Origin of the sequence: Dokdonella koreensis DS-123 (genome assembly GCF_001632775.1) — a bacterium.
Classification (GTDB): domain Bacteria; phylum Pseudomonadota; class Gammaproteobacteria; order Xanthomonadales; family Rhodanobacteraceae; genus Dokdonella; species Dokdonella koreensis.
This window is the reverse complement of sequence record NZ_CP015249.1, coordinates 3,773,655-3,799,502: the sequence shown is the minus strand read 5'-3', so window position 1 is coordinate 3,799,502 and position 25,848 is coordinate 3,773,655. Positions and strand designations below refer to the sequence as shown.

Genomic DNA, 25,848 nt, shown 5'->3' with positions numbered 1-25,848 from the left:
CGCGTCAGCGCGCCAGGCACCGGGTCGCGCCCGGCGCCAGGCCGTCCAGCGCGTGGTCGCCGACGCGGATGCGCACCAGGCGCAGCGTCGGCAGGCCTATCGCCGCGGTCATGCGCCGCACCTGGCGGTTGCGGCCCTCGCGCAGGACCAGCTCGATCCAGGCGGTTGGCGTGTCCTTGCGGAACCGGATCGGCGGGTCGCGCGGCCACAACCCGGCCGGCTCGGCCGGAAGCACGCGCGCCTGCACCGGCAGGGTCGGTCCGTCGTTCAGCACGATGCCGCGCCGCAGCGGCGCCAGGTCCGCGTCGGCCGGCTGGCCTTCCACCTGTGCGAGGTAGGTCTTGGGCTGCTTGTGGCGCGGATCGGTCAGGCGGTGCGCCAGCGCACCGTCATCGGTCAGCAGCAGCAGGCCCTCGCTGTCCCGGTCCAGCCTCCCGGCCGCGTAGACGCCGGGTGTCGTCACGAAATCGGCCAGCGTCGGACGACCGTCGCGGTCGGTGAACTGGCACAGCACGCCGTAGGGTTTGTTGAGCGCGATCAGCATCGGCGGTGCAGCGGCGCCGGCCCGGGGCGGGCCGGCGCGTCTTCCAGGCGCTTACTGCGCGGGCTTGACGAACTTCAGCGTCATCCGGTCCGACTCGCCGATCGCCAGGTATTTTTCGCGATCGACATCACCGAGCGTGAGCGTCGGCGGCAGCGTCCAGACGCCCTTCTCGTAGTCCTTCGTGTCCTTCGGATTGGCATTGATCTCGCTCTGCGCGGCCAGCTGGAAGCCGGCGTCGGTCGCCAGGCGGATCACGTAGTCCTGCGGGACATAGCCGGACTGGCGGTCCGCATCCAGGTCGGTGCCGACCGCGGCGCGATGATCGACGACGCCGAGCGTGCCGCCCGGCTTGAGCACCGCGAAGAACGCCTGGAACATGCCCGGCGCCTGGTCCTTCCAGTTGTGCACGTTGCGGAAGGTCAGCACCGTATCGGCCGATCCGGCCGGGCCCAGCACCGGCGCGGCCGGATCGTATTCGATCACCTGCGCCTCGCCGAAGCGCTCGCTGTCGCCGGCCAGCTTGGCGCGGAAGGCCTCGGCGCCGCGCTTGGCGTAGTCCGATGCGGACGGCGCGGTGATCGCGGCGACATAGGTGCCCGAGCCCTTGAGCCACGGCGCGAGGATCTCGGTGTACCAGCCACCGCCCGGCGAGATCTCCACGACGGTCTGCCCGGCACTGACGCCGAAGAACGCCAGCGTCTCCTTCGGATGACGCCAGGCATCGCGTGCCTTGTTGGTCTCCGAGCGCCAGGCACCGGCCAGGACGCCGTCGAGCTTCGCGGTGGACAGGTCCGCCGCCGTCGCCGGCGGCGTCGTTTCGGCGGGCTGGTCGGTGGCGGCCGGTGGCGACGGGGCGGTCGGTGCCACCGGCGGGGCGGCATCCTGCGAACAGGCGCCGAGGGCGAGCAGCGTCAGTGAAACGAGAAGAAGGCGGGACATCGGAAATCTCCAGGACGGAAACGAAAATCCAGGGACGACCCGCCTGCCACGCAGGGCAGACAGCCGCCGATCAGGTGGGCCGAGTGTACCGGAAGCCCGCGGAGCGACGACGATGCAATGGCTTCCGGAAACGACCGCGCCGGCGATTCAGGACATGGACAGAGAAAGCTCACGGCCGATTCATTGCGTTCGGTGTCCACTGGTCGCCGCTCCGTTGCTGCAGCGGGCATTCCGAGAAAAACGAGGAGAACACCATGCTCCACTACGCCGTAGTCTTTCTGGTGATCGCGCTGATCGCCGCCGTGCTCGGTTTCGGCGGGATCGCCGGTGCCGCCGCGGGCATCGCCAAGATCCTGTTCGTGGTCTTCCTGGTCCTGTTCGTGGTGTCGCTGTTCTTCGGCCGTCGCCGCCCGCCGGTCTGACCCCATCGCCCGAACTGAAGAAGGAGCCCGCAGCGCGGGCTCTTTTTTTGTCTTTCGCCTCTGCGTGGGAATCGATCGGCTGTCACCCCAGCGCTCGTTGTTGCCGTTGCCGTTGCCGTTGCCTTTGCTGTTGCTGTTGCCGTGCTCTCGCCCTTGCTGTTGGCGCCTAAAGCGAGCCGAGCATCGCAGGCCGGCCAGGCCGGAGAGCTGCCCCGTGTCTGAGCGAAGCGAGTTGGGGCAGCGTGCCTGGCCGACCGAGAAGCGCAGGGGACCGGCGCGGCGCAGCCGTGCCGGCTCGCGCCGGCGACCACGGTTTTGGTTACTTTTGCCAAGACAAAGAATTTCCTGGAGAAATTCTTGACGTCGCGCAGCGACGGCCCGAAGGGCGGCCGCCAGGGATGGCGGGCCGCAAAAGTGACCCGCGCGCGGAGCGTGCGGAAGCTGTTGCTTTGATCTTCCGCCGTGGCTTTTGAGGGATTGCCGGCACGGAGCAAAGCAGGAGCACGATCAAGAGCTTTCGTCCGCTGCGCGGCCGAGTCCCTTTTGCGGCAGCCATCCCTGGCCGCCGCCCTCCGGGCCATCGCTGACGCGATGTCAAAAATGTCTTCCGGACATTTTTTGACGGGCCAAAAGGAACCAAAAGCCCTCTCGCCCGGCGTCCCCTGCGCTTCTCGGACGACGAGGCACGGCGCCCCAACTCGCTTCGCTCAGACACGGGGCGCCTCTGCGGCCTCCTCGCCCTGCGATGCTCGGCTTGCTTTAGGGCGAAAAAAGCAGAGCCACGGCCACAGCGGAGCCGGAGCCGGAGCCGAATGATCTCGCGGAGGGACGAAGAATCACTACTTATGCCGGCAGCGCGGCCAGCCGGGCCGACGGAGGGTAGGGCGGCACGTCGGCATAGTCGCCGGCGGCCAGGCCGGCCTGCACCGCCTGCCACCAGCGAGGATCGAAGATCTCGCCGTGCGTGGCGATCAGCGCGGCGCGCAGCTCGGCCGGGATGCCCAGGAAGCGCGGGAACTGCTCCGGGAAGACGTCGTTCTCGCGCACGGTCAGCCAATCCTCCAGCGGCCGCGTCTCGTCCTCGTCGCGCGCGTCGGGCAGCGCGCGGAACCGGCACGACTCGACCAGGCACAGCTCGTCGTAGTCGTAGAAGATCGCGCGGCCGCCGCGCGTGATGCCGAAGTTCTTCAGCAGCAGATCGCCGGGGAAGATGTTGCTGCGCGCCAGGTCCTTGATCGCCTGGCCGTAGTCGAGCACCGCCTGCAGCGCCGCCGCCGGCTCGGCCTCGCGCGCGTAGAGGTTCAACGGCCGCAGCCGCCGTTCCACGTAGCAATGGGCGACCACCAGATCATCGCCATCGGTGGTCACCGTCTCGGCGCACTCGCGCAGCAGCTCGTCGAGCATCGGCGGGTCGAACTGGTCCAGCGGGAAGCGCAGGTGGCGGAACTCCTGCGCGTCGACCAGCCGGCCGATGCGGTCGTAGCGGAACACCAGCCGGTACTTCTCCTCCACCTGGCGGCGGCCGATGTCCTTCGGATAGGCGAAGCGGTCGCGGATCACCTTGAAGACCAGCGGGTAGTCCCTCGGCGTGAACACTGCCATCACCATGCCGCGCTCGCCGTCGGCGCGCACCAGCCGCTCCGCCGGATGCGCAGCCAAGTGCCGGAACAGGTGGCGGTAGCGCTCGGTCTTGCCCTGCTTGGCGCGACCGAGGACGGTGTAGAGCTCCTCGATGGGCTTGTGCGGCATCAGGCCGTGCAGATAGACGATGGTGTCGGCGATCGTCGGCAGGTCGGCCAGGAAGTAGCTGCGCGTGAAGCCGAACAGCATCGAGATCCGCGCGGCGTCGGTCAGTACGGCATCGGCGCGGATCCCCTCGGCGGTGCTGACCAGGGCGATCACCAGCGGCGTGCCGGCCCGCTCACCGAAGGCGCGGCCGACCAGGTAGGCGCGCCGCTCGCGGAAGAACGGCGTCGGCAGCAGTTCGATCGCCGTCGCTGCGCCGCAATCGAGCGCGTCCAGCTGCGCAGCGAGCGCGTCGAGGACTGCCGCCGCATCGGCGGCCGCATCGGCATAGCCGCAGGCGAACGGGAAATCGGCGAATACCCGCTCGACGGCGTGGGCCGGTTCCGTGCCGAGCGGGTAGGGCGTGCGCTCCACCGCCCGCACCACATGGGCGGTCGGGTCGCTGTCGAGCGCGACGAACTCGATGTCGGCGGCGACACCGGTGGTGTGGAAGAAGCGTCGCGACAGCGAGTTGAAGAACGTCTTGCTGAGCTCGCGGTCGAGCAGCGGCGCCACCTGATGATCGAAGGCGTCGCGAATTTGGCGCCAGAGCGGGCGCGAGCGGACGCGGTCGTCGAGCAGCAGCTCCAGCCGGCCCAGCGTCTCGGCCAGGCATTCCTCGTACAGGTCCAGGCGCCAGACCAGGTCGATCTGCGCCTGGCGCCAGCTGCGCCGCTCGAACCAGCGCTTGGCGCGCCGCGTGATGTCCGAGAAGCGCGCGTTGTAGTCGAGGAACGCATCGAGGATCAGTGCCGCGGCTCGCGCGGGCACGCTGGTCGGGTCGGGTCTGGCCTGCATCGTCCGCCTCGTCGTGTTCCGGTCGCCGCTTCGGTGCCCGGCCGGTCCAGCCGCCGGGTGGTCCCAGTCTAAAGGACGCCGGGGCGCGCGCCCGAGCCCCGGCTGCATGCTGCGGAAACGACGAGGCCGCCCGCAGGCGGCCTCGTCGGTGGCGCGGACGCGGACGATCAGAGGTGCTTGATCAGTTCGTCGGCGAATTCCGAGCACTTCACCTCGGTGGCGCCGTCCATCAGCCGCGCGAAGTCGTACGTGACCTTCTTGGACGCGATCGCCTGGTCCATCGCGGCGATGATCGCATCGGCCGCCTCGGTCCAGCCCATGTAGCGCAGCATCATCTCGCCGGAGAGGATCACCGAGCCGGGGTTGACCTTGTCCAGGCCGGCGTACTTGGGCGCCGTGCCGTGGGTGGCCTCGAACACCGCATGGCCGGTCACGTAGTTGATGTTGCCGCCCGGCGCGATGCCGATGCCGCCGACCTGGGCGGCGAGCGCGTCGGAGAGGTAGTCGCCGTTGAGGTTCAGCGTCGCGACCACGTCGTACTCGGCCGGCCGCAGCAGGATCTGCTGCAGGAACGCATCGGCGATCGCGTCCTTGATGACGATGTCCTTGCCGGTCTTGGGGTTCTTCAGCGTGCACCAGGGGCCGCCGTCCAGCTCCACCGCGCCGAACTCGCGCTGCGCCAGGGCGTAGCCCCAGTCGCGGAAGCCGCCCTCGGTGAACTTCATGATGTTGCCCTTGTGGACCAGGGTCACCGATTTGCGGTCGTTGTCGATCGCATACTGGATCGCGGCACGCACCAGGCGCTCGGTGCCCTCCTTCGAGACCGGCTTGATGCCGAAGCCGGCGGTGTCGGGGAAGCGGATCTTCTTGTAGCGGTCCGGGAAGTTCTCCTTCAGCAGCGCGGCGAACTTGCGGGCGTCATCGGTGCCTTCCTGGAACTCGATGCCGGCGTAGATGTCCTCGGTGTTCTCGCGGTAGATCGTCATGTCGACCTTGGACGGGTCGCGCACCGGCGAGGGCACGCCCTTGAACCAGCGCACCGGGCGCACGCAGGCGTAGAGGTCCAGCATCTGGCGCAGCGCGACGTTGAGCGAGCGGATGCCGCCGCCCACCGGCGTCGTCAGCGGGCCCTTGATCGAGACCAGGTAGTCGCGGCAGGCGGCCACCGTCGCGTCCGGCAGCCAGTTGCCGAACTCGTTGAACGACTTCTCGCCGGCGTAGACCTCCAGCCAGTGGATCTTGCGCGCGCCGCCGTAGGCCTTGGCGACCGCGGCGTCGAGGACGCGGACCGAGGCCGCCCAGATGTCCGGGCCGGTGCCGTCGCCTTCGATGAACGGGATGATCGGGTTGGCCGGGACGTTGAGCACGCCGTCGGCGATCGTGATCTTGGCGCCGTCGGCCGGCGGCGTGAGGGTGGGTTCTGCCATGGATTCCTCCAGAGGGATGACGGCGCCGGCGGCAGCTCGAAGCGCGCAGGGGAAGGGGGACGCAGGAAGCCGCCTATTGTCGCCGGAACGGCACGCCCGTGCCATGGGCGCGCCGGCCGCTTCGGACACCGATGCCGGACGTTGCGCCGGCTCGTGCGACAATCAGCGGTTTCCCCGGGCAACGACACCATTGGTGGATACGGCGGCACTGCAGCAGATACTGGCCCAGGGCGGCTGGCGCGAGCGCTTCGATCCGGGCGCGCTGCAGCGCGGCGGCGACTACTTTCGCAGCGGGCGCCTGCGCGCGCTGGCGTACCGCCCGCGCGGCGACGGCGGCCGCCTGGAGGCGGAGGTGCGCGGCCGGCACGGCGCGCTCTACCGCACCGTCGTGACCGTCTCGAGCCGGCCCGATGCCGGCGACTGGCTGTGCCAGTGCGAATGTCCGGTCACCTACGACTGCAAGCATGCCGTGGCGACGCTGCTGTTCGCCGAACGGCGGCCGCCCGGTGCCTGGCCCGCGTTGTCGCCGGCGCCGGTGGCCGCCGAACCGCCGCCGCCGGCCGCGCCGCCGCCGGCCGAGGAGATCGACTGGGGCGCCTGGCTGCATCGCCTGGAGACCATCGACGACGAGCACGCCGCGGCCGTCGCCGAGCCGGACCGCGTCTTCGCCCTGCTGCTGCGGGGCATCTCCGCGCCGCGCCAGCCGCGCCTGGAAGCCGCGCCGGTCTGGCTGCGGCCGGCGAAGAGCCGCAGCAGCGGCCTGGTCGATCCGCAGCCGCTGGTGCTGGACATCGGTGGACCGGTGCCGGCGCCGGCCGGCGGCTGGCCGGTGGCCGATGCGGTCGCGCTCGGTCTGCTGCTCGGGCGCAGCGAGGGCCGCCACGGCTCGTTCGTCCCGATCGACACGCGCGCGCTGGAGCAGGCCGTGGCCGATCTGGCCCGGCGCCACCGCGTCTACGTGGAGAAGCCGGCGGGAGGTGCCTGGACCCTGGCCGATCCGGTCAAGCCCGCGCTGGCCTGGAAGGACCAGGCCGACGGCAGCCAGGTGCTCGACATCGGCATCGACGGCACCGAGCCGGCCGCGCTGCTGCGCGGCGCCGGGCTGTGGTATTTCCTGCCGGAGGTGCGTCGGTTCGGTCCGGTGCAGGCCTCGCCGGCCTGGATCGACCTCGTGCAGGGCGCGCCGCGCGTCGCGCCGGAGAGTGCCGAGGCGGTGCGGCGCACCCTCGGCGGGCGGCCGGCCGCCGCCGCGCTGCCGGCACCGGTGGTCCGCACGGTACGCCACATCGAGGCGGTGCCGGTCCCCGAGCTGACCTTGCGGCCGGTCGAGGTGCCGTGGCGCCAGGCACTGCGCCTGCGCACCATCACCGCCGGCTGTGCGCGGCTGGCGTTCGATTACGCCGGCGTGCGCGTGCCGCCGGCGGCAGCCGCGACGACGCGCCTGCTGCACGAGGGCGACCTGGTCGAGATCCAGCGCGATCGCGCGCACGAGCGGCAGGTGCTGGACCTGCTCGAGCAGATCGGTCTGGTCGAGGCGGACCTCGCCGCGGCCGGTGGGCACGCCGACGACGGCGCGCAGGCCGACTTCCTGCTGCAGCCGGCCGAGCAGCGCCCGCCGCTGGCGCCCGATGCCTGGAAGCCGGTCGTCAAGCAGTTGGTCGAGCAGGGCGTGCGCATCGTCTATGCCGACGGCTTCCCGCGCGACGAGCTGATCGACATCGACGACTGGCATGCCGACCTGGCCGAAACCAATACGCCGTGGTTCGACGTCGCGCTCGGCATCGACGTCGGCGGCGAACGCGTGGACCTGCTGCCGATCCTGCGGCGCCTGCTGACCGACCCGCGCTTTTCGCTGGTCCCGCGCCGCGGCGAGCGCCGCGATGCGGCGTTGCGCGTGCCGATCGACGAGCGGCGCAGCGTGGAACTGCCGCTGGCGCGCGTGCGTGCGCTGGTCGGCCCGCTGCTCGAATGGATCGACGCCGACCGCGGCGAGCGCCTCAGCGTGCACCGCAGCGCCGCCACCAGCCTGCTCGCGGCCGGCGACGAAGCCGGCCTGGTCTGGGCCGGTGCCGCCCGCCTGCGTGCGAACCTGGACGCGTTGAAGGGGGCGCGCCGCGTCGGCGAACCGCCGGCCGGACTGCAGGCCGTGCTGCGCGAGTACCAGCGCGAGGGCCTGGCCTGGCTCGGCTTCCTGGCCGACGCGGGCCTCGGCGGCGTGCTGGCCGACGACATGGGCCTGGGCAAGACCGTCCAGGTGCTGGCGCATCTGCTGGACGAGAAGGCGCGCGGCCGGCTCGATGCACCGGCGCTCGTCGTCGCGCCGACCAGCCTGATCGGCAACTGGCAGGACGAGGCCCGCCGGTTCGCGCCGTCGCTGTCGGTGCTGACCCTGCACGGTGCCGACCGCGCGCGCGCCTACGAGGCGATCGCCGGGCACGACCTGGTCATCACCACCTACCCGTTGCTGCCGCGCGACCGCGAGCGCCTGGCGGCCACCGCGTTCGCCCTGCTGATCCTGGACGAGGCGCAGTCGGTCAAGAATGCGCGCAGCCAGGCCGCCCAGGTGGTGCGCGAGATTCCCGCACGGCGGCGCCTGGCGATGACCGGCACGCCGCTGGAAAACCACCTCGGCGAGCTGTGGGCGCTGTTCGATGCGGTCGAGCCGGGCCTCCTCGGCAGCGAGCGCCAGTTCGCGCGCTTCTACCGCGTGCCGATCGAGAAGCATGCCGACGCCGAGCGCGGCCAGCGCCTGTCGCGCCGCATCGCGCCGCTGCTGCTGCGCCGGCGCAAGGAAGACGTGCTGACCGAGCTTCCCGAGAAGACCGAGATCGTGCAGCGCCTGGAGCTGGAGGGCGCCCAGCGCGAACTCTACGAGACGCTGCGCCTGGCCCAGCACGAGCGCGTGCGCGAGGCGATGCGCGAGCGTGGCCTGGCGCAGTCGGGCATCGTCGTCATCGACGCCCTGCTCAAGCTGCGGCAGGTGTGCTGCGACCCGCGCCTGGTCAAGCTCGACAGCGCGCGCCAGGCGCCGGATTCGGCCAAGCTCGAGGCACTGCTGGAGCGGCTCGACACGCTGATCGGCGAAGGTCGCCGCATCCTGGTGTTCTCGCAGTTCGCGCAGATGCTGACCCTGATCGCCGAAGCGCTCGACCAGCGCGGCGTCGACCACCTGATGCTGACCGGCCAGACCCCCGGCGGCGCGCGCGCGGATCTCGTGCGCCGCTTCCAGGACGGCGAGGCGCCGGTGTTCCTGATCAGCCTCAAGGCCGGCGGCACCGGCCTCAACCTCACGGCTGCCGACGCGGTGATCCACTACGACCCGTGGTGGAACCCGGCCGTCGAGGCGCAGGCCACCGACCGTGCGCACCGCATCGGCCAGGACAAGCCGGTCTTCGTCTACAAGCTGATCTGTGCCGGCACCGTCGAGGAGAAGATCCAGGCCCTGCAGGCACGCAAGGCCGGGCTGGCCGATGCCGTGCTGGAAGGCACCGGCACCGGCGCGCTGCACCTGGACGAGACCGACCTGGCCGAGCTGTTCGCGCCGCTCGCGCCCGAATGACGCGGCAGCTCCCCGGCCGGCGGCGCAATGCGCGCGATCCGGCGAGGGATCGCGCGCGTCCGCAGGCCTCGGCCGCCGGCTAGTCGGCCTCGAAGTCGTCGGCGAAGATCCGGTCGATCGCCGCGGTCACCGTGAACGGCCGCGTCGCCTGTGCCGGCAGCACGGTGGCATTGCCAGCGTAGCCGGCGCTCAGCGTGTAGGTGCCGGGCAGTGGCAGCGTGACCGTGCAGCGTGCGATGCCCTGGGCGTCGGTAGTGCCGCTGCAGCCGGCGGCGCCGACCGTGAAGGCCACCGTCGCGCCGACGATCGGCGCCTGCGGCGCGACCGCGGTATCGACCAAGCGTGCCGTCAGCGTCGTCGGCCGGGCGGCGATCGCGCCTTGCGTGCCGGTCAGGGCGAGAAAGCTCGCGTGGCGGCCCGGTGCCCAGGTCACGCGTGCCGGGTTGGACGTCAGGTCCAGCGTGTCGGTCCGCAGCAGGGCAGTGACGACGTCGCTGCCGGCGAAGGTGCCGGTATGGACCAGCGTCGCCGTGCCGTCTGCATCGGTGCGCGCCAGGCGCAGCTGTGGATTGGCGCCCTCGATCAGGAAGCGCACCGCCGTGCCGGCCGGCACCGTTGCGTGGCCCACCGTCGCGCGCAGCGTCAGCGTCGTGCCCTGCGCCGGATCCGGTGCGGTCAGGCGCGGATCGAGCGCCAGCGACGGCGTCGGGTTGCTGCTGGCGAAGTCGCAGCTGCCGGAGACCGGCGTCAGCTTGTGTACCGCGTCTGCGGTGCTCGAGTAGAGGCAGCCGTCCGCGCCGATCGTGCCGGTGCCGAGGTGGTCGGCGAGCGGGGTGCGCGTGACCGGCGAGGTGGTCAGGTCGACGAGGTACAGCGTGTCCGGCTCGTTCCAGACCAGCAGCGAGCGCGCCGCGCCGTCCGGTCCGGCCTCGCCGATGTTGATCCAGTAGTACGAGTCGAAGCCCGGCACCGTGGTCACGGTCGCCGGCTGCGGCCGGTCGGTGCCGCTGACCTCGACCAGCGGCGAGTGCGGGAAGGTGGTGTAGGCGGTCGCCACGTACAGCGTGCCGTTCGGCGCGATCGCGATCAGGCCGTTCGGCGTGCTCGGCAGCGTCGCGTAGACGGTGACCGCGGTCGGCCGTGCCGGGTCGGTGTCGCCCGGATCGGTCAGCCGGTACAGCGAGGGGTTGTCCGAGCCGGCGCCGGTGCAGCTGTTGTCGAAGAAGAGGTCGCCGCTGAGCGGGTCGGTCGCCAGGCCATGCGGGCAGGTGAGGCTGCCGGCGACGATCCGCAGCAGCGCGCCGCTGGCCGGGTCGATCTCGATGATGTCGCCGCTGCCGAACGAGGCGCCGGTGACGCCGCGCGTCGCGTAGAGCTTGCCGTCCTTGCCGAACACCGGCTTGCCGAGCGTGACACCGAGATTCGACAACGGCCCGACCGCGGCGCCGCCGGTATCGCGCAGGCGGTACAGGTCGCCGCTCTGGAAATGCGCGACGTACGCGTCGCCGGTTGCGCTGAACGCGGGATTCGACGCGCCGGCGCAGCCCCAGTTGACGTTGCCGTAGAAGAACGGGTACGCGGCGAAGCCGTTGGCGAACGCGGCCAGCGCATGGCCGGGCCGCGCCTCCGGTGCCGTCACGCAGGAACCGATCGCATTGCTGAACTGCACGGCCGCCATGCCCGGTACCGGCAGGTCGCCGTCGGTCTCGTCCACCGCGGTATAGGTGACGGTTTCCTCGACCCGGTTGGTCGCGGTGAAGCGGATCTCGCCGTTGGCGTCGGTGAGCGGCGGGTTCGGGCCGGCCACCGCCGAGCGGCCCTGGCCCTGCGACAGCACGATGCGCTTGCCGGGCGTGGGGCGGCTGGCCGCGTCGCGCAGTGTCACGGTGATCGTGGTCGTGGCGACGCCATCGGCGGTGACGGCGGTCGGGAATGCCAGGATGCTCGCCGCCGTCGCCGGTGGTGCGACGAAGTCCACGGCCAGTCCGGTGCCGATGTCGAAGCCGTCGTCGACCGCGCGTGCGGTCAGCATCACGGTACCGACCGTCGCTCGCGTCACCGCGAACGTCGCCGTGCCGTTGGCGATCCCGGTGGTGACCGCCGCAGCCGGTGTGATGACCACGCCGGCGCCCGGCGGTGCGGACAGGCTGACGCGTCGCCCGCTGACCGTGCTGCCGGCCGCGTCACGCAGCTGCACCACGACGGCGGTCGGCGTCGCCCCATCGGCGATGCCGGTCGGCGGATCGGCGATCAGGCGCGACGCCGCCGCGCTGGCCGGTCCCGGCGCCTGCCCGGCCAGGGCCAGGTTCAGCACGCTCAGGTTCGGCGCGCCCAGGCCCACGTGCGCGAAGTCGCTGGCCAGCTCGGCCGCCCCGTGGAACGCGGCGGTATTCGCCAGCGGATAGGCATGCGCGTTGAACAACCCGAGATTCTGGCCCTGCGCCTGGTTCAGCGTGGCCGCGAACGCGGCCATCAGCGGTGCCGACATGCTGGTGCCGCCGTACAGCAGGCCGCTCGGGCAGCCGCCGCGGCTGGCCTGGCAGATCGGTACGCCGCTGGTGACCGGATCGGCATTGACGGCCAGGTCCGGCACCGAACGCATCGCCGACGCGCTCAGGCCGTTCTGGTAGGCCGGCCGCGCGAAGAAGCGGCTGACGCCATAGCCGCCCTGGCTGTGGCCGGCGCTGCCGCCGGCACCCCACCAGGTGGCGCTGGCATAGGTGCCGCCCGGGCCGGCCAGCGCCGAGGTGCCGCCGACCGCCGTGCCGTGCGGCGAGCCGGCCGGCACGGTGATCGTGTTCGGCGAGCCGTCGAGGCAGGTGCTGCCGGTATCGCCCGATGCGTTGAACACGCTGACGCCGGCCGCCGCCGCGCCGGCCAGGATCGCGTCGATGCCCTGCACGTCGGCCAGTGTGGTCTGGTCCTCGCAATAGGCCCAGCTGTTGGAGATGACCGTCACGCCATCGCCGATCATGCGGTTGAACAGCGCCTGGAAGCTGCCGGCACCGGTGAACGGCGCGCTGTAGACGGTGACGTTCGCCCCCGGTGCGATGGCCATCACCACGCTGATGTCGAGCAGCACCTCGTCCTCGTTCGCGCCGATCGCCGCGCCGCCGTTGACGGCCACGCTGGACAACTGGCCGAGCTGGCCGGCCGGCGCGCCGATCAGGTCCAGGAAGTCGCGGATGTCCGACACGTGGAAGTTGTCGAACTGCACCAGGCCCACGGTCTGGCCGCTGCCCGGCAGCGGCGCGCCGCCGGCCGCCGCCAGCGGCGGCGTTGCCGGCAAGTCCATCGGCGCGGCCAGGATCGGTACCACCTTGCACAGGAACAGCGTCAGCAGGATGCCGAGCGGATTGCTGCAGATGCCGTTGTGCAGGCCCAGCGCATCCTTGTAGACGCCGTAGCAGAACGTCTTGGTGTACGGGTCCAGGCCGCTGTTGCCGGCGCAGTTGTACCCCCAGTTGCCGACGAACAGCGGTGCCGGCAGGCGCCGCACCTGTGCCAGCGTGGACAGGCCCGCGATCGACTGTACGTGCGGCGCGATCGCCGCCGGCAATGCCGGCTCGCCGGTGTTGGCGAGGAAGCGCTCGGCCGTACCCGGCAGCGCGTAGGCCTCGATCGCCACGTCCAGCGCCTGGGCCACGGCGGTGCGTGCGCCGCTCAGCGTCAGTGTCATCCGGTTGGCCGATTCGGCCGTCACCTGCAGGCCCTGCGCGGTGAAGTAGTCGCGCACCTGCGCATAGGCCTGCGCGCTCGGCCCGAAGCGCTCGGCCAGGTCCGCCGGCGTCAGGAAGCGGCGGTACTGCGGCGAGGCCGGATCGTAGGCGGCGGCGAGATAGCGGTCGAAGCCGGCCGGGTCCGTGCGCCGCATCACCACGGTCACGGTCATCGCCTCGTCGAGCGCCGCCGCCTGCGCTGCCGGCAGGCGCTCGGCCTGGGCCAGTGCCGGCAGCACGTGGCCGGCCAGCGGCGTCTTCTCGCTTGCCGCCAGCGCCGATGCCGGCAGCAGCGCTGCCAGGCCGAGCAGCCAGCCCAGGCAGGCCGCAGCCGCTCGGGCTGTGGAATGAACCGATGTGCGCACCATGATCGCCTCCGGGACGCGCAGCGGATGCGCCGCGCCGTATTCCAGGTGAGCGAATCGGCCGAAGCATCACGCGGGCCGGCGCGGACCGCCCGTGTTCGGGTGCATCGGCCGGGGTGCCGTCCCGGCTATGAGCCCGCGCTCACGGCACGGTGGTGTCCAGCTCCCAGGCGGTCGCCGCGGCCGTCGGTGCCCCTTCCGGCAGCAGGCGCACCGTGCGGTGGCCGGGGCCGGCCGCCGCCGCCGGGATCACCACCTCGACGAACGCGTACGGTCCCGCCCGCCGCAGCGTCAGGCCACCGGCGTGGAACCGCACCGTCGCGCCGTCGCTGATCGACACCGCGTAGCGGCGCGGCTGTGGATCGATCGCCTCGACCTGCAGCCGCAGCCAGCCCGTGTTCGGCGGCAGCGTCAGCGCCGATGCCGTCCCGCGCGTCGCTGCTACGCGCAGGCTGACGGTGGGCAGCGTCGCCGCATCGGCCGGCGGTCGCGACGGCAGTGGCGGCCGCACCAGCAGCACTGCCAGCACGAGCACCGCGGCCAGCGCACCGATCGCGGCCAGGCGCGGGCGCGCCGCAACCCAGCGGCGTCGCGGTTCGCCTGCCTCCGCCACCCGGCGCGCGGCGCGCTTGACGGCCAGCGCGCGTGCCACCTGCCAGCGCCAGTGCCCGTCCCGGTCGGCGATCAGGTGGCGCGCCACGTCCGCCTGCGTGGCGGCATCCAGCCGCCCGGCAGCGTGATCGTCGATCAGGTCGGTTTCCGCCTCGCGCAGCTGCGCCACCAGCGCATCCTCGCGCAGCAGCCGCTCCTCCAGCGCCGCGCGCGCGGCATCGGGCAGGCGGTGCAGCAGCCAGTCACGCAGGGTGGCGGGGGTGGGCGGGGTCATCTCTGGCAGGAGCGGGGTTTGTCTGGAGTGAGACGAACGGCCGAAACATCACGCTGGTGGGCGACGCATGCCGATTCGTCCGATGGAGTTCGTCCCGATGGCCGGCATCCGAGGCTTCCTCCGCCGGTCGGCAACGGGTTTCTTCCTCCGCCTGTCCGTGGGCCGGCGAGGCGCGGATTCCGGAATGAGTGCGCTCGGCGATGGCGCGCCCGATGGCCGGCGGTCGCTCAGCCGGGCAGCAGCCGGCCGCGTACGCAGGCTTCCAGCGCCTCGCGCAGGCGCAGCGCACGGTTGCGCAATGCGTTGAGGCTGATGCCGAGTGCGGCCGCCAGCCGCTGGCGCAGGGCGATGCGTTCGCCGCCGTCGGCGCCGTAGTAGTCCAGGATCAGCCGGCCCTGCGCCGGGCCGGCGGCGTCCAGGCAGGTATCCAGTGCGGCCAGTACGGCTTCGAACTGGAGCGCGTCGGCAGCGGCGTCCGCATCCGGGTCCGGCGGCTGCAGGGACGGATCGTCCTGCGCGCGCGCGGCCCGCGCTGCCTGCCCGTGTGCCTCGCGGACCAGGAAGCGGGCGATGCCGAGCGCGTAGCCGCCGGTGTCCTCTACCGCCACGCCCTCGGCCAGGCGCCGGCCGAGGCGGTCGAGCGCGACATCGGCCAGGTCGTCTGCCTGGGCCGGCAGGTGCAGGCGGAAGAACGCGATCAGCCGTCGGCGCAACGCCTCGTAGGCCGCCGCCGCGCCGCGGCCACCGTCCAGGTGCGCCAGCAGCGCGCGCAGCGGATCGTTCGCCTCGTTCATCGCCAGTCCCCCTGCAGCACGTAGCCGGCCCAATAGTACGGCGCCGCCCAGCGCGGCTCGGCGCGCAGTCTGTCCTGCGCACGTTTGAGCGCCTGCGGCGGCAACAGGCCGTGGCGCAGCAGGCCCTCGTAGAAGTGGCCCATCAGCGTCGCGCCGGCGCGGTCGTCCACCGCCCACAGGCTGGCCATCACGCGGCCTGCGCCGGCGTGGAAGAACGCCCGTGCCAGGCTGAATGGCCCTTCCGCACCCGGCGCCTCGCCGAGCGCGCCGTCGCAGGCGCCGAGGACCACCAGGTCCACCGGCATGTCCAGCGTGTAGAGGTCGTCGGCACGCAGGTCGCCCTGCTGGGGCCGGCCGGCGGCATCGTAGGCGGACAGCGCGATCGCCGACAGCGCCGGCCGCGTGGCGTCCAGGTGCGCGTGGGTCGCGAAATGCACCGTGCCGTAGCGGCTCCACGGCAGCGCCGCGAGCGTAGTACGGCTGGCGGCGAAGCCGTCGATCCAGCGGGAGGTGCCGCGGTCCGCCAGCGCCAGGAGTGCGCGCGCCTCGTCCCGTGCGGCCGGCAGCGGCACCGGCGCGTCCGCCGCCGCCCGGCCCGGCTTAGGCAGGCGCGGATCGTCCGCGCGCAGCACCGGGTCGGCGATGACCACCACGGCCTCCGGTGCACCGCTGCGCGCGATCGCGCGGATGCCGTGCAGCGCCGACAGCGCCGGCAGGTAGACGCGGCCACGCGTGCTGTCCGGTTCCAGCAGCGCGAACGGAATCCACGCCAGCGCACCGTCCGGCACGGTGACGCGCAGGGCATCCGCCGCCGCGTCGGGCAGGTCCAGCAGCCTCGCCAGCGCGCGCGCCGTGGTGTCGACGTCGGCCGCCTGCGCCGCATCCTGCGCGGCGAGCCGCTCGATCGGCAGCGTTGCCGCCACCGCCGGGGGCGCCGCCAGGCGCTCGCGCAGCGTGCGTGCCGCCTGCTCGATCGCGTCGCGACCCGGCAGCGTCGCCGCCGTCAGGCCGGCTGCCGTCACGCGCCAGCGATAGCTGCGCGGCTCGGCCAGCCACCAGCTGTCGGCCACCACGCCGCTGTCGCGCACGGCCAGCCGGAGCGTGTCGGCCGTCGGCTGCGGCGGATGCGCCAGCTCGGCGTAGCGCGGGCTCTGTGCACGGATCCGGCCACGCACCGCGTCCAGTGCCTGCTGTGCCTCGGCCAGCACCGCGCCGCCGGCCGCCGCGGCCTGCCGCACCGCCAGTTCGGCCGTGCGCTCGGCATCCAGCAGTGCCAGGTCCACCGTGTGCGGCAGCGCCAGCCGCCGCTCGGCCAGGCGGTCCTGCAGCGCGCGTGCCCGTGCGCGTTCGCTGACCACCAGCGCCTGCGTCGCGTAGTCGCCGTCCGGCTGCGCGGCGTGACGCTGCATCAGGATGTCGACGGCCAGGTCATAGGCATCGCGCCGCGTCGCGAAGTAGCGGCTGCGCAGCATCGGTGGATCGATCGCGCCGCGGGCGCCCTCGATCAGGTCCAGTGCCGGCAGCACGGCCGCCTGCGCGGCGGCGAGATCGCCCGCGGCCTGCGAGGCGCGTCCGCGCAGGATCAGCGCCTGCGCCTCGCCGGACACGTCGCGTCCGCGCCGTGCCTGGTCGAGCGCCCTGGCGATCGCGCGTGCCGCGTCCTCGCGATCGCCGCCGCGCAGGGCGAGGTCCGCCAGCGCGAGCCGTGCGGCCACGGCGTTCGCGCTCGCGCCGATCGACTCGGCCAGTGCGGCGGCGGCCTCCAGGTGCGTGCGCGCCTCGGCGTCCTCGCCGCGCAGTGCGGCCACACTGCCCAGGCCGATCCGCGCGTGCGCCTCCTCGCGGCGAAAGCCCTGCGCACGATCGAAGTCGAGCGCCGCGCGATAACCCTGCCAGGCCGCGTCGAGTTTTCCTTCGTCGAGGTCCAGGTCGGCGAGATTCAGCTGCACCTCGGCCAGACCCGAGGTGTCGCCGCTCGCGCGCCACACCGCCGCGGCCCGGCCGAGCGCATCGCGCGCTGCGGCGCGGTCGCCGGTTTGCCGGTAGAGCACGCCCAGATCGTTCCAGGTCATGCCTTCCACGCGCGGATACGGCGTCGCCTCGAGCGCATCCAGCGTCAGCCGGTACGCCGAAAGCGCCGGTCCCAGCTCGCCGCGCTGCAGGCGGATCGCCGCGATGCTTTCCTGCGCGAACACCGCCCGCCTGGCATCGCCCGCGCGCTCCGCCGCGGCGAGGGCCTGATGCGCCGTGGCGAGCGCCTGTTCGGTATCGCCCAGCGAACGGTAGTTGGCGCTGAGGTTGACCAGCAGCAGGGCCTGGTAGGCCAGGTCCCCGGTGCGGCGGTACAGCGCCAGCGCCGCTCCCTGGTCCGCCACCGCCCCGGTGAAGTCCCCGAGATAGCCCAGCGCCGCCCCGCGCGTGCGCAACGCGGCGGCGCGCTCCGCATCACCGGCCAGGCCGTCGTCGCAGGCCGTCGCCAGTGCGGCCTCGGCCGCCTGCCGGGCCTCGCGGTAGCGTCCCTGCGCAAAGTGGTGTCGCGCACGGCCCGTGCCGATCCGCAAGGCCAGGCAGTCATCCGCGGCGGCCTCCGCCAGCGCCTGCGCGTAGCGTGCATCGACCGCGGCACTGTCCGCGGCAGTGCCGGCCTCCAGGCTGCCTGCCGCGCGGCGCAGTGCTTCGGCCTCCGCCAGCAGGCGTTGCGACTTCGCGCGCGCGGCGAGCGCGGGTGTGACCGGCTGCCCCGGAGAAAACGCCACCTCCACCGTGGCTGGCCGGTCCGTACGGGTCGAGGTCAGCGTCAGCGTCCAGCGCGCCGGTTCGGTGCCGGCGGAGAGCACATGGTCGATCCGGCTGGCCTGGCCGGCGTCGTTGCGCAGGGTGACCGTCTCGCCGGCCGGCGACTGCAGCTGGACTTCGATGGCGCCACCGGTCTGGGTGAAATGGAGTTCCGCGGCCTGCAGTGCAGGGACATCGAGGGCGTAGGAACTGCCGCCGGCAGGGAGCGTGACCGAGGTGGACTGACCGGGCTGCAGCGAAGCCGCCGCCGCTACCGATGGCCCCGCCGAGGCGGCCAGTACGGCGGACACGAGGCAGTGCACGGGTAGGCGGGCCGGGCGCATGGGGGCATTGTCCACCTGTTCGAGCGGCGGCGTTATGACCTGTCGACACAGCCCGGATGCGGCCGCCCGAGGAACCGCGATTGACCTGTCCCGATCCGGGCGTAAGGTGCGCGCTTTCGCCTCCGCCCCGCCTGCTGGTCCGGAGCTCTTGCGACCTTTCCGCCACGCTCGGCATCTGTAGCGAGAACCCGATCCCCTCGCGAAGGCCAGCCATGCACACGCACGAGACGACGTCCGGTTCACCCCACGCCTTGCGTCACCGGCTGCTGGGCATCGGCCTGGCCGCACTCGGCGTGGCGGCCTCGCCGGCATTCGGAGCCGATGCAGCCGATACCTACGCGGAGGCGATCAATAGGCTGGCCGATACGCTGGCGACTCGCTTCGTCGATCCGGCTGCAGGCCAGCGGTACGCCCAGATGCTGCGTGCCAATCTCGCCGCGGGGAAGTACGAGGACATCGGTGACGCCAAGGCCATGGCACAGCGCCTGACGCAGGACCTGCAGGCCGTCGCGCCCGACGGCCATCTGCGTGTCGATCCTGCGCCCGAATCCGGCGTGCCGAGCGGCCCGGGACCCGGTGGTCCGCGCCGCATCGAAGGCGCACCGCCACCGGGCCGGCATTTCAATGAAGCACTGCCGCGCCTGGCAGCGCCCGGCGGGGCGCCGCCGCTGGTGTCAGCGCGCGCGCCGACCGACCTGCCGAGCGTCGCCGAGACGAAGTGGATCGCGGATGGCGTGGCCTACATCCGCTTCAACCAGTTCGCGGGCGAACCGGCCTCTGTCGCGGCGATGCGGGCGTTCGTCAAGGACTACGTGACCGCCAAGGCGATCATCATCGATACGCGGACCTTGTCGCGCGGCGGCGGGCTGGCCGAGATGGACGTGCTGTTCCCGTATCTTTTCGAGCGCGAAACCGTGCTGGTCGAGATGGCCGTGGCCAAGACCGGTGGTCCGGTGCCAATGGGCGGCGCCACCCTGCGCGAGGTGCCCGGTCCCGCCGGTCTGCGGGTGCGCCAGCACGTGGCCGTTCCCGATGCCACCGAGCACCGGCTCGCCAAGGCCAAGGTGTTCTACCTGACGTCCAGGCGCACGCGCTCGGCGGGCGAGCACTTCGCACTGGCGCTGCAACGCACGCATCGCGCCACGCTGATCGGCGAGCGCACCGCGGGCGCCAACCATTTCGGTGGCATCGAACCGATCGGCGCGGGGCTGGTCGCGTTCGTTCCGGTGGGGCGCACGTACGATCCGGATACCGGCAAGGACTGGGAGGGGACCGGCATCGTCCCCGACATCGAAGTGCCCGCCGACGCGGCGCTCGAACGGGCGTTGGCGTTGGTCAAGGGCTGATCATCCAGCGCCCATCGCTGGCGCTTGGATTTCCAGGGTGAGCGGGTCCTGAGGATGGTGCGCCAAGCAATCCCGCCTTCGCCAGATGGCGGCAGCGAATTCTGTTACGACTACGCCGTGCCTGAACCGACCAGTTGCTCAGCGATAGGCAAGCCTTGCCGCCGGGCCTTCGTCGCGACCGCTGAAGAGGGGTGATGATAGGGAAACCAGATCCGGTTCGAGGGTTTTCCCGTCATGAGCGTGAGCAAGATCGTATTCCACGAACGGGAGAGCAGCCCCGGTCGTCTCGTTCTTTCCTGCGAGACCAGGGAGTTTTCCGACACCCTTGCATTGGAGACGATCGGCATCCTCACGCTCGAACCCAAGGGGCAGGGCGTGGCATTCGTGCCGACGGGACCCTGGACATGCTATGGGGACGCCCTCGCTCGCGCTATCGTCCACAAGATCGAATCAGGCATCGATTCAGGGCGCGATGAGGACCTGGGGAGGCTGGATCCCTGGATCAGACTCATCGCGCACCGGGCTCGCCGCGAATGGGACTTGTTGACCCTGGCGAGCGAGTAAATCGCAGCGACATCGGACAGACGGTCCGATTCGTTCCTGCTGATGCGCAGTGCTGCCCGCCGCGGCGTTCCCGGTTCCGCTCTCAGGGATCGAACGCCTCCCGCAAGAGCGTATCCCCCGCCTCGGGTTCGCGTATCAGGAGTCCGGCTCCGAGGCCGCCTTCGCCCATCACCGCGACCGCATGAGTCTTTCCGTCCAGGCACAAATTCTCGAATCGGCCAAGCTTTGTCGGCGTCGCATCGACATCGCTGCGGAACGTCAGGCCATTGTCGCGTGAAATGGAGCCGCTGTTCGGCTCCCATACGGTGCGGCCGTCGCACGCATCGATTGACCACGCGCCGCTATAGCTGTTGATAGGCCCCGGACCCAGTATTTTCCAGTTCGCGCCGTCATCCGTGGTTTCCCAGGTGCGAACGGGGTTTGCGCCGAGTAAGACGTTGGACTCCTTGAGCAGCCGACGCCGCCAATTGTTGGGATCGGGGCGAGACGGCGCCCAGGAGGAACCGTCGGGGAAATCGGTGGGAACCGCTATGGGATGAAACGGCAGGGCGGCGCCTTGGCTGGCCAGATAGAGCGCGCCCGAGCCGGGCAGTCCATACGGGGTGACCGCCCCATATTCGTAGGCCAGATAGACCCGGTTCGTTTCCCTGTGTGTCTGCAGGTCTTGAAATGCCATATTCGTATCATTCGGCACGGCGACCGGCAGCCAGTGCGCGCCGCCATCGCTGGACCAATAGGTCATCCTGCTTTCCGGGGCGTACGTGAAGGTAACGAGGTGGGTGGAATCATCACCTATGAAGGTGATCGAATTGGGTACGTTGGCATCGAAAGGATAGTCGGACGCCAGCGGCGTCCATGTCACGCCACCATCCTGACTTTTGTAGAACGATTCCGTGCCGTAGCCGATCATCAGCCTGTGGTCGGCACGTGATCGCGCGATCCTCTGCGGATGGGCGGAGTAGAGTTCACTGTAGAAGTCGGCTTCGACCGCCTGGAAGCTGGTGCCACCGTCCTTGGTATGCAGCATGGGCAGGAGCCGGCGAGCCACCACGAACTCGGCAGGATCGCTCGGATTGACGGACACATTCAGAATCGTGCCGCCGGTCATGCCGGCGTGGTGGGGATTCCACGTGATGCCGCCGTCGTCGGAACGATAGACGCCGGCGCCCAGGCTCGGCATGTAGCTGCGTCCAGGCGTCGACGGATCGAAGACGAGGCGAAACTCCGTGTCGATCTGCCGCTCCAGGCTGGAAAGCGTCTGCCACGTCGCGCCACCGTCCAGGCTCTCGCGGATCGGGTAGCCCGTGATCGCCGCCGTATCCGGCGCGAGAGTCGTGGACGGTGCGAGAAGGCGCCCGGGCCGATGCGGATCGGGGACCACGCGGCGATGACAGTCACAGGGGTCCGAAAACAACGTGACCGACCAGTCCCGGGTGTCGACCCAGCCGCTGGTCGATACTTCATTGCCGTCGATATAGGCCCGAAAAATCGAGAAATAGAGGCGCTCGGGCTGGAGCGCATCCTGCACGACATGAGCCCGTCCATGGCGCCGGAGCGGCGGCGTCAAGTCGTGCAAGATCCAGGTCAGCCCGCCGTCGGTCGATTCAAGGAACTGAAGATTCACACCTGGCGAATGCGCCACGAAACGGCCCACGGCATCGGGAATCGCGAAGAGCTCGCTCCAGTTAGAACGGTCATCGACCGTCCGCCAGGTCTGGCCGCCGTCTTCGGAGCGTCGGAGCCTTACGTACTCCGCGAAGAGGATGACATCGCGATTGACCGGGTGGCTGATAAACCGGCCCGCAGATGTGCCTGTGTTACCCCAGAACAATGAATCCGACAACGTCACCCGCCATGTGGTGCCGCCGTCGGTACTGAGCTCCAGCGCGAGCGAATCGTACCTGCCGAGCGTTTCAGTGTAGGCGACCAGCCGATCACCTGAGCCGTCGACCGGGTGGACCTTGTGGAACTTCTTGTAGGAGGGCATGAGTTCCGCGCGCGTCCAGTGATCGCCGGCGTCGTCGCTGCGATAGAGGCCATCGGTAGTGCCGGCATAGAGCCGTCCGTCAGCGAGGACTGCCAGATCCTCGATTGCGCCTCCGGGCACCGGAACGCGGCGCCACGGCGCAGCATTGGCATTCCATGTCATCAGCGATGCGATCGCTGCGATCACTATGATTCGCACCTTCATTCCCTGACTCCTTGCGAATGGCTTGGCCGGAGTGGTCATTCGGCCGGACTGGCCGCATCCACGCAGGATGCATCAGCAACGCCCGGGCGATCAATGGGAACACGGCGTCGTCAAGAGGCCTTTATGCGCAGGAACGCGCTCTTCGGGCCGACCCGCTCGTGCGATGATCCGATGCGGACAGTTCGTGTGGGGCCGGATCCAGGCCGCTTCAGCAGAACCCGCCGACATATCGGCCTGAGCTGTCTCGAATCCGATGCACAGGATCGGTGCGCTTGGTCCGGCCGGGTGGCCGGATCGTCGCAGAACCGGCACACCGGTATCGCACCTGCCTCAAGGTGCAGGGGCAGGCGCGCTCGTCACGCGGACGAACTGGTTGGCGGCGTTCAGCCACTGGTCGCCTTGCCGCCGCCAGAGGTTGAGGTAGCGAATGCGCCAGGGCGGGGCGTTGGCGGGGGCGGCGCTGGCACTGGCTTCGATGAGGCCGGTCACGACGGCGGTGTCACACCGGTAGACGTGGATCTGGAGGTCGGCCAGCTCGAAGCGGCGCGCCCATCCGGGGCTCCGGCCGTCGGTGAAGCCCGCGAAGACCGCATTCAGGCGGCGGATGCTGCCGTCCATCTGGATCGAGAAATACTCCGGCGCGAAGAAGCCGCGCGCATCGGCCAGGGTCCAGCCGTCGAGGTTGGCGCGCGCGCCGCGCAGTTCTCGCGCTCGTACGGCTTCGACGTCGGCTCCGGTGGTCGCCACTTCGGGACAGGCCGGCGCCGGCGCAGACCGGCCGGGGGTGGTGAGGGTGCAGGAATGAACGGCAAGCAGCCAAGGCAACACGATCCGCATACGGCCTCCGGGGGCGACGCGTGTGCTGGCACGCGCTGGATGGTTGGACGATCCTGGGGCCCAGGATCCTAGTCAGGCCCGCGAAAGGCGGCGGAAAAAGTCCACGAAGCGTCGGTGACGCCGATGAATCGACATTCCGATCGACAGACGTCCCAGGCCGGGGCGGCATCCCGCAGTCCATGGCGCTACCTGGGCTGGATGGCGCTCGCGGTCGTGCTCATCGGCAGCCTCTACGCAGTGCTCTTCTGGGCCGCGATGGCGGTACCTCCGGGGGATGCGGTGTTGTACGCCGGGACCAATGCCGTCCCGCTGGTGCTGCTCGCCGGCATCTTCGGCCTGGTCATCCGCGGCGCCGTCCGGCCGCTCGCCCTGTCGTACCAGGCCCTCGCGCATGCCGCGCTGGCGGTCTCGTTCGCGGCCGCGTGGTACGGCGCCGTCATCGTGCTCCAGGCACTGGTGCGGCTGGCGCAGGGACGCGGGTTCGTACCCGGTCACTTCGCGCCCCAGGCGCTGGCCTGGCACGCCTTCCAGGGCGTGGCGCTGTATGCCGCGATCGCGGCGACGAGCTACGCCACCGCGCGGCAGGCGCAGCGGGATGCCCCGCCGCCGATGGATCGCCTCGAGCGGTACTTCAGCAAGGCGAGCGACACGATCCGCTGCATCCAGGTTCGCGACATCGTGTCCATCAGCGGCGCGCAGGACTACTCGGACGTCACGACGACATCGGGGCGCCACCTCGCGCGCTTCAGCCTCGGTGAGTTCGAGCGCCGCCTCGATCCCACGCGCTTCCTGCGCATCCATCGTTCCGGCATCGTCAACCTCGACCATTTCGACCGGGCCGAGCCGGCCGGCAGCGGCTGTTTCCTGGTTACCCTGCGCAACGGCGAAACGTTGCGCACCAGCCGGGAAGGCGCACGCAAGCTGCGCGCGCTGCTGTTCTGACGGTAACGGGCCCGGCACGCGGGGGGCTTGCGTCGGCCGGCGCCCCTTTCCGGTCCGGAACCGCCTTTGGTGCGCCAGGAGCCCGGCCGGCAACTCGCCGGAGAGGATCGCCATGCATGGCCAACCGGGTGCCCGCCGCCGCGCCTGCCGATGCCGCTCCGGGACGTCGCCGCTTGCTGCAAGCGACCGCGCTTGCAGCGTTCAGTACCGAGGCGCTGGCGCGGGAGGCTCGGATGAGCGAGGCGATCACCGACAGCCGCCTCTCGGCTACGAGGCGAGTCGTCTGGCCGCCGGCCGTCCGAATCGGCCGCGCCACGAGACGCACCGGCCTGGACGGATGCCTCATGGAGGTGTCGGCCGGTGGTCGCCGGGGGGCTAGGGCTGCTCGGCGGAATCGGGTGCGCGGAAATCGATCACGCGGTCGCCCAGCGGGAATTCATGTGCGTGGCTCTCCCAGTCACCGCTGGCCGTCCTGGTGCGGTAGTGGTCGATCAGGTACGGGATGCCTTCGCTGGCGAGAATCCCGGGGCCGTTCGTGACCTGGAAGTGCAGGTGCGGCCAGCGCGAATCGCCCGAATTGCCCACCTTGGCCAGGGGCTGGCCGCGCCGTACGCGGTCGCCGGTCCTGACGCGCAGGCTTCCGGGCTTCAAGTGGGCGTAGTAGGCGAACTGCCCGTCGCCCAGGTCGAGCACGACCGCGTTGCCGGCCACCGTTTCCATGGTCATCGGTACGGCGGTTTCGAACCCGGCAGCGGTGCGGGGGATGTTGTCGGGAAAGCCGTCCTTGGCCAGGACCACCGCTGCGTCCGCGACGGCGACCACGTCCGCGCCATAGGCGTGGTAGGAGCGAACGGCACGCGCGTCACCGGCGAAGAAGGCGCCGTCCCTGGACCGCTTCCAGTCGATCGCATAGCGACGGGAAATCTGCGCGAGGCCGCCGGCAACGACCAGCCCCTTCCTGTGGTGGGCGGTGATGCTGAGGCCGTTGTCCGCGATCCAATCGGTTCCCCGTACCGGTGGCCCGAGCACCTTCAGCGGGTCGTGGTGGGTCCCGATGGTCGGGCCGATCGCCACGGCACCATCGAGCAGCACGCGGTGACCGATTCGGTTGGGAGGCGTGCTGCCACCGTCGAACGCCAGGCAGAGGAAGGCGACCGCCCGTTGGTCGCTGCCCAGAGACGGGTCGCTGCCGAGCGTTTCGGCGCCGATCGGGACGAGCTTGTCGAAGAGACCAGGGCCCGCGAGCGTGGCAATGGATCGGCCTTCCGCGCTGTCCGGATCGAACACCTCGATCCCGCGGAGGGCCATCGGTGCCTCGGTGAAGTTCTGGAGATGCAGCTCGTAGACCAGGTAGTTGCGGCCGCCAGCGGGGAAGGCCGTGGGCTCGAAAGGCGTGCGGATTTCCAGTTGCACCGGCGGAAACGGCGGCTCGCCGGGAACGCGGGCGGTGGCCGGGGCGGTACCTCGTCCAACGCTCTCGCATCCGGCGGGTATCGGCGGGGTGTCGACACGTCCGGCGGCCGCCGCCGTGCTCGCGAGCAGACAGGCCAATACGGTCGTCGAGACCATGCGTCTGTTCAAAATGGGTACTCCTTCGTCGTTCGTTCTGCG

Annotated in this window: 16 protein-coding genes; 5 read left to right on the top strand and 11 right to left on the bottom strand. The window is 70.9% G+C overall.

Annotated elements, in window-relative coordinates:
* Window positions 1-4: 4 nt before the first annotated feature.
* Together I596_RS15490 and I596_RS15485 are read right to left on the bottom strand one after the other, a co-directional pair.
* Complete coding sequence (locus I596_RS15490) at window positions 5-544, bottom strand: pseudouridine synthase (protein WP_067649956.1); 540 nt, start codon at window positions 542-544, stop codon at window positions 5-7.
* 51 nt (window positions 545-595) lie between these two features.
* Window positions 596-1,483, bottom strand: a complete 888-nt coding sequence (locus tag I596_RS15485; RefSeq protein WP_083965642.1) for a class I SAM-dependent methyltransferase — start codon at window positions 1,481-1,483, stop codon at window positions 596-598.
* Between the two features lie 254 nt (window positions 1,484-1,737).
* Between I596_RS15485 and I596_RS18210 the strand changes: the two genes are divergently transcribed.
* On the top strand, window positions 1,738-1,905 hold the full coding sequence (locus tag I596_RS18210) for a DUF1328 family protein (protein WP_083965641.1): 168 nt from the start codon (window positions 1,738-1,740) through the stop codon (window positions 1,903-1,905).
* A gap of 843 nt (window positions 1,906-2,748) precedes the next feature.
* Here the strand turns inward: I596_RS18210 and aceK are convergent.
* A complete protein-coding gene (gene aceK / locus I596_RS15480) occupies window positions 2,749-4,488 on the bottom strand; it encodes a bifunctional isocitrate dehydrogenase kinase/phosphatase (RefSeq protein WP_067649953.1) in 1,740 nt (579 codons plus the stop codon).
* Window positions 4,489-4,655: 167 nt separating this feature from the next.
* On the bottom strand, window positions 4,656-5,915 hold the full coding sequence (icd, locus tag I596_RS15475) for an NADP-dependent isocitrate dehydrogenase (protein ID WP_067649950.1): 1,260 nt from the start codon (window positions 5,913-5,915) through the stop codon (window positions 4,656-4,658).
* A gap of 193 nt (window positions 5,916-6,108) precedes the next feature.
* On the opposite strand from icd, the gene I596_RS15470 reads away from it, so the two are divergent.
* Window positions 6,109-9,474, top strand: coding sequence for a DEAD/DEAH box helicase (locus tag I596_RS15470; RefSeq protein ID WP_223303851.1), 3,366 nt, complete (start codon window positions 6,109-6,111; stop codon window positions 9,472-9,474).
* 79 nt (window positions 9,475-9,553) lie between these two features.
* Here I596_RS15470 and I596_RS15465 read toward each other — a convergent pair whose 3' ends face one another.
* The 4 genes from I596_RS15465 to I596_RS15450 all read right to left on the bottom strand — a co-directional run bounded on the left by I596_RS15465 (window position 9,554) and on the right by I596_RS15450 (window position 18,324).
* Complete coding sequence (locus tag I596_RS15465) at window positions 9,554-13,561, bottom strand: Ig-like domain-containing protein (protein ID WP_067649947.1); 4,008 nt, start codon at window positions 13,559-13,561, stop codon at window positions 9,554-9,556.
* Between the two features lie 139 nt (window positions 13,562-13,700).
* Complete coding sequence (locus I596_RS15460; protein WP_067649944.1) at window positions 13,701-14,444, bottom strand: hypothetical protein; 744 nt, start codon at window positions 14,442-14,444, stop codon at window positions 13,701-13,703.
* A 227-nt stretch (window positions 14,445-14,671) separates the two neighbouring features.
* Window positions 14,672-15,238 carry a hypothetical protein gene (locus I596_RS15455; RefSeq protein WP_067649941.1) on the bottom strand — a complete coding sequence of 189 codons (567 nt, stop codon included), beginning with the start codon at window positions 15,236-15,238 and terminating at the stop codon, window positions 14,672-14,674.
* Complete coding sequence (locus I596_RS15450; RefSeq protein ID WP_190278925.1) at window positions 15,235-18,324, bottom strand: CHAT domain-containing tetratricopeptide repeat protein; 3,090 nt, start codon at window positions 18,322-18,324, stop codon at window positions 15,235-15,237. The genes I596_RS15455 and I596_RS15450 overlap by 4 nt, the downstream gene beginning before the upstream one ends.
* Window positions 18,325-18,569: 245 nt before the next feature.
* Between I596_RS15450 and I596_RS15445 the strand changes: the two genes are divergently transcribed.
* Both I596_RS15445 and I596_RS15440 read left to right on the top strand, forming a co-directional pair.
* Window positions 18,570-19,703: a S41 family peptidase gene (locus I596_RS15445; RefSeq protein ID WP_067649934.1), complete on the top strand. Its 1,134-nt coding sequence runs from the start codon at window positions 18,570-18,572 to the stop codon at window positions 19,701-19,703.
* Window positions 19,704-19,937: 234 nt separating this feature from the next.
* Complete coding sequence (locus I596_RS15440) at window positions 19,938-20,267, top strand: hypothetical protein (RefSeq protein WP_067649931.1); 330 nt, start codon at window positions 19,938-19,940, stop codon at window positions 20,265-20,267.
* Window positions 20,268-20,349: 82 nt separating this feature from the next.
* Here I596_RS15440 and I596_RS15435 read toward each other — a convergent pair whose 3' ends face one another.
* Together I596_RS15435 and I596_RS15430 are read right to left on the bottom strand one after the other, a co-directional pair.
* Window positions 20,350-22,458 carry a sialidase family protein gene (locus I596_RS15435; RefSeq protein ID WP_190278924.1) on the bottom strand — a complete coding sequence of 703 codons (2,109 nt, stop codon included), beginning with the start codon at window positions 22,456-22,458 and terminating at the stop codon, window positions 20,350-20,352.
* A 330-nt stretch (window positions 22,459-22,788) separates the two neighbouring features.
* On the bottom strand, window positions 22,789-23,295 hold the full coding sequence (locus I596_RS15430) for a nuclear transport factor 2 family protein (protein ID WP_083965638.1): 507 nt from the start codon (window positions 23,293-23,295) through the stop codon (window positions 22,789-22,791).
* Between the two features lie 123 nt (window positions 23,296-23,418).
* Here I596_RS15430 and I596_RS15425 point away from each other — a divergent pair, with 123 nt between their 5' ends.
* Complete coding sequence (locus tag I596_RS15425; RefSeq protein ID WP_083965637.1) at window positions 23,419-24,237, top strand: LytR/AlgR family response regulator transcription factor; 819 nt, start codon at window positions 23,419-23,421, stop codon at window positions 24,235-24,237.
* Between the two features lie 375 nt (window positions 24,238-24,612).
* Here I596_RS15425 and I596_RS15420 read toward each other — a convergent pair whose 3' ends face one another.
* A complete protein-coding gene (locus tag I596_RS15420) occupies window positions 24,613-25,806 on the bottom strand; it encodes a M23 family metallopeptidase (RefSeq protein ID WP_223303850.1) in 1,194 nt (397 codons plus the stop codon).
* Between the last annotated feature and the right edge of the window lie 42 nt (window positions 25,807-25,848).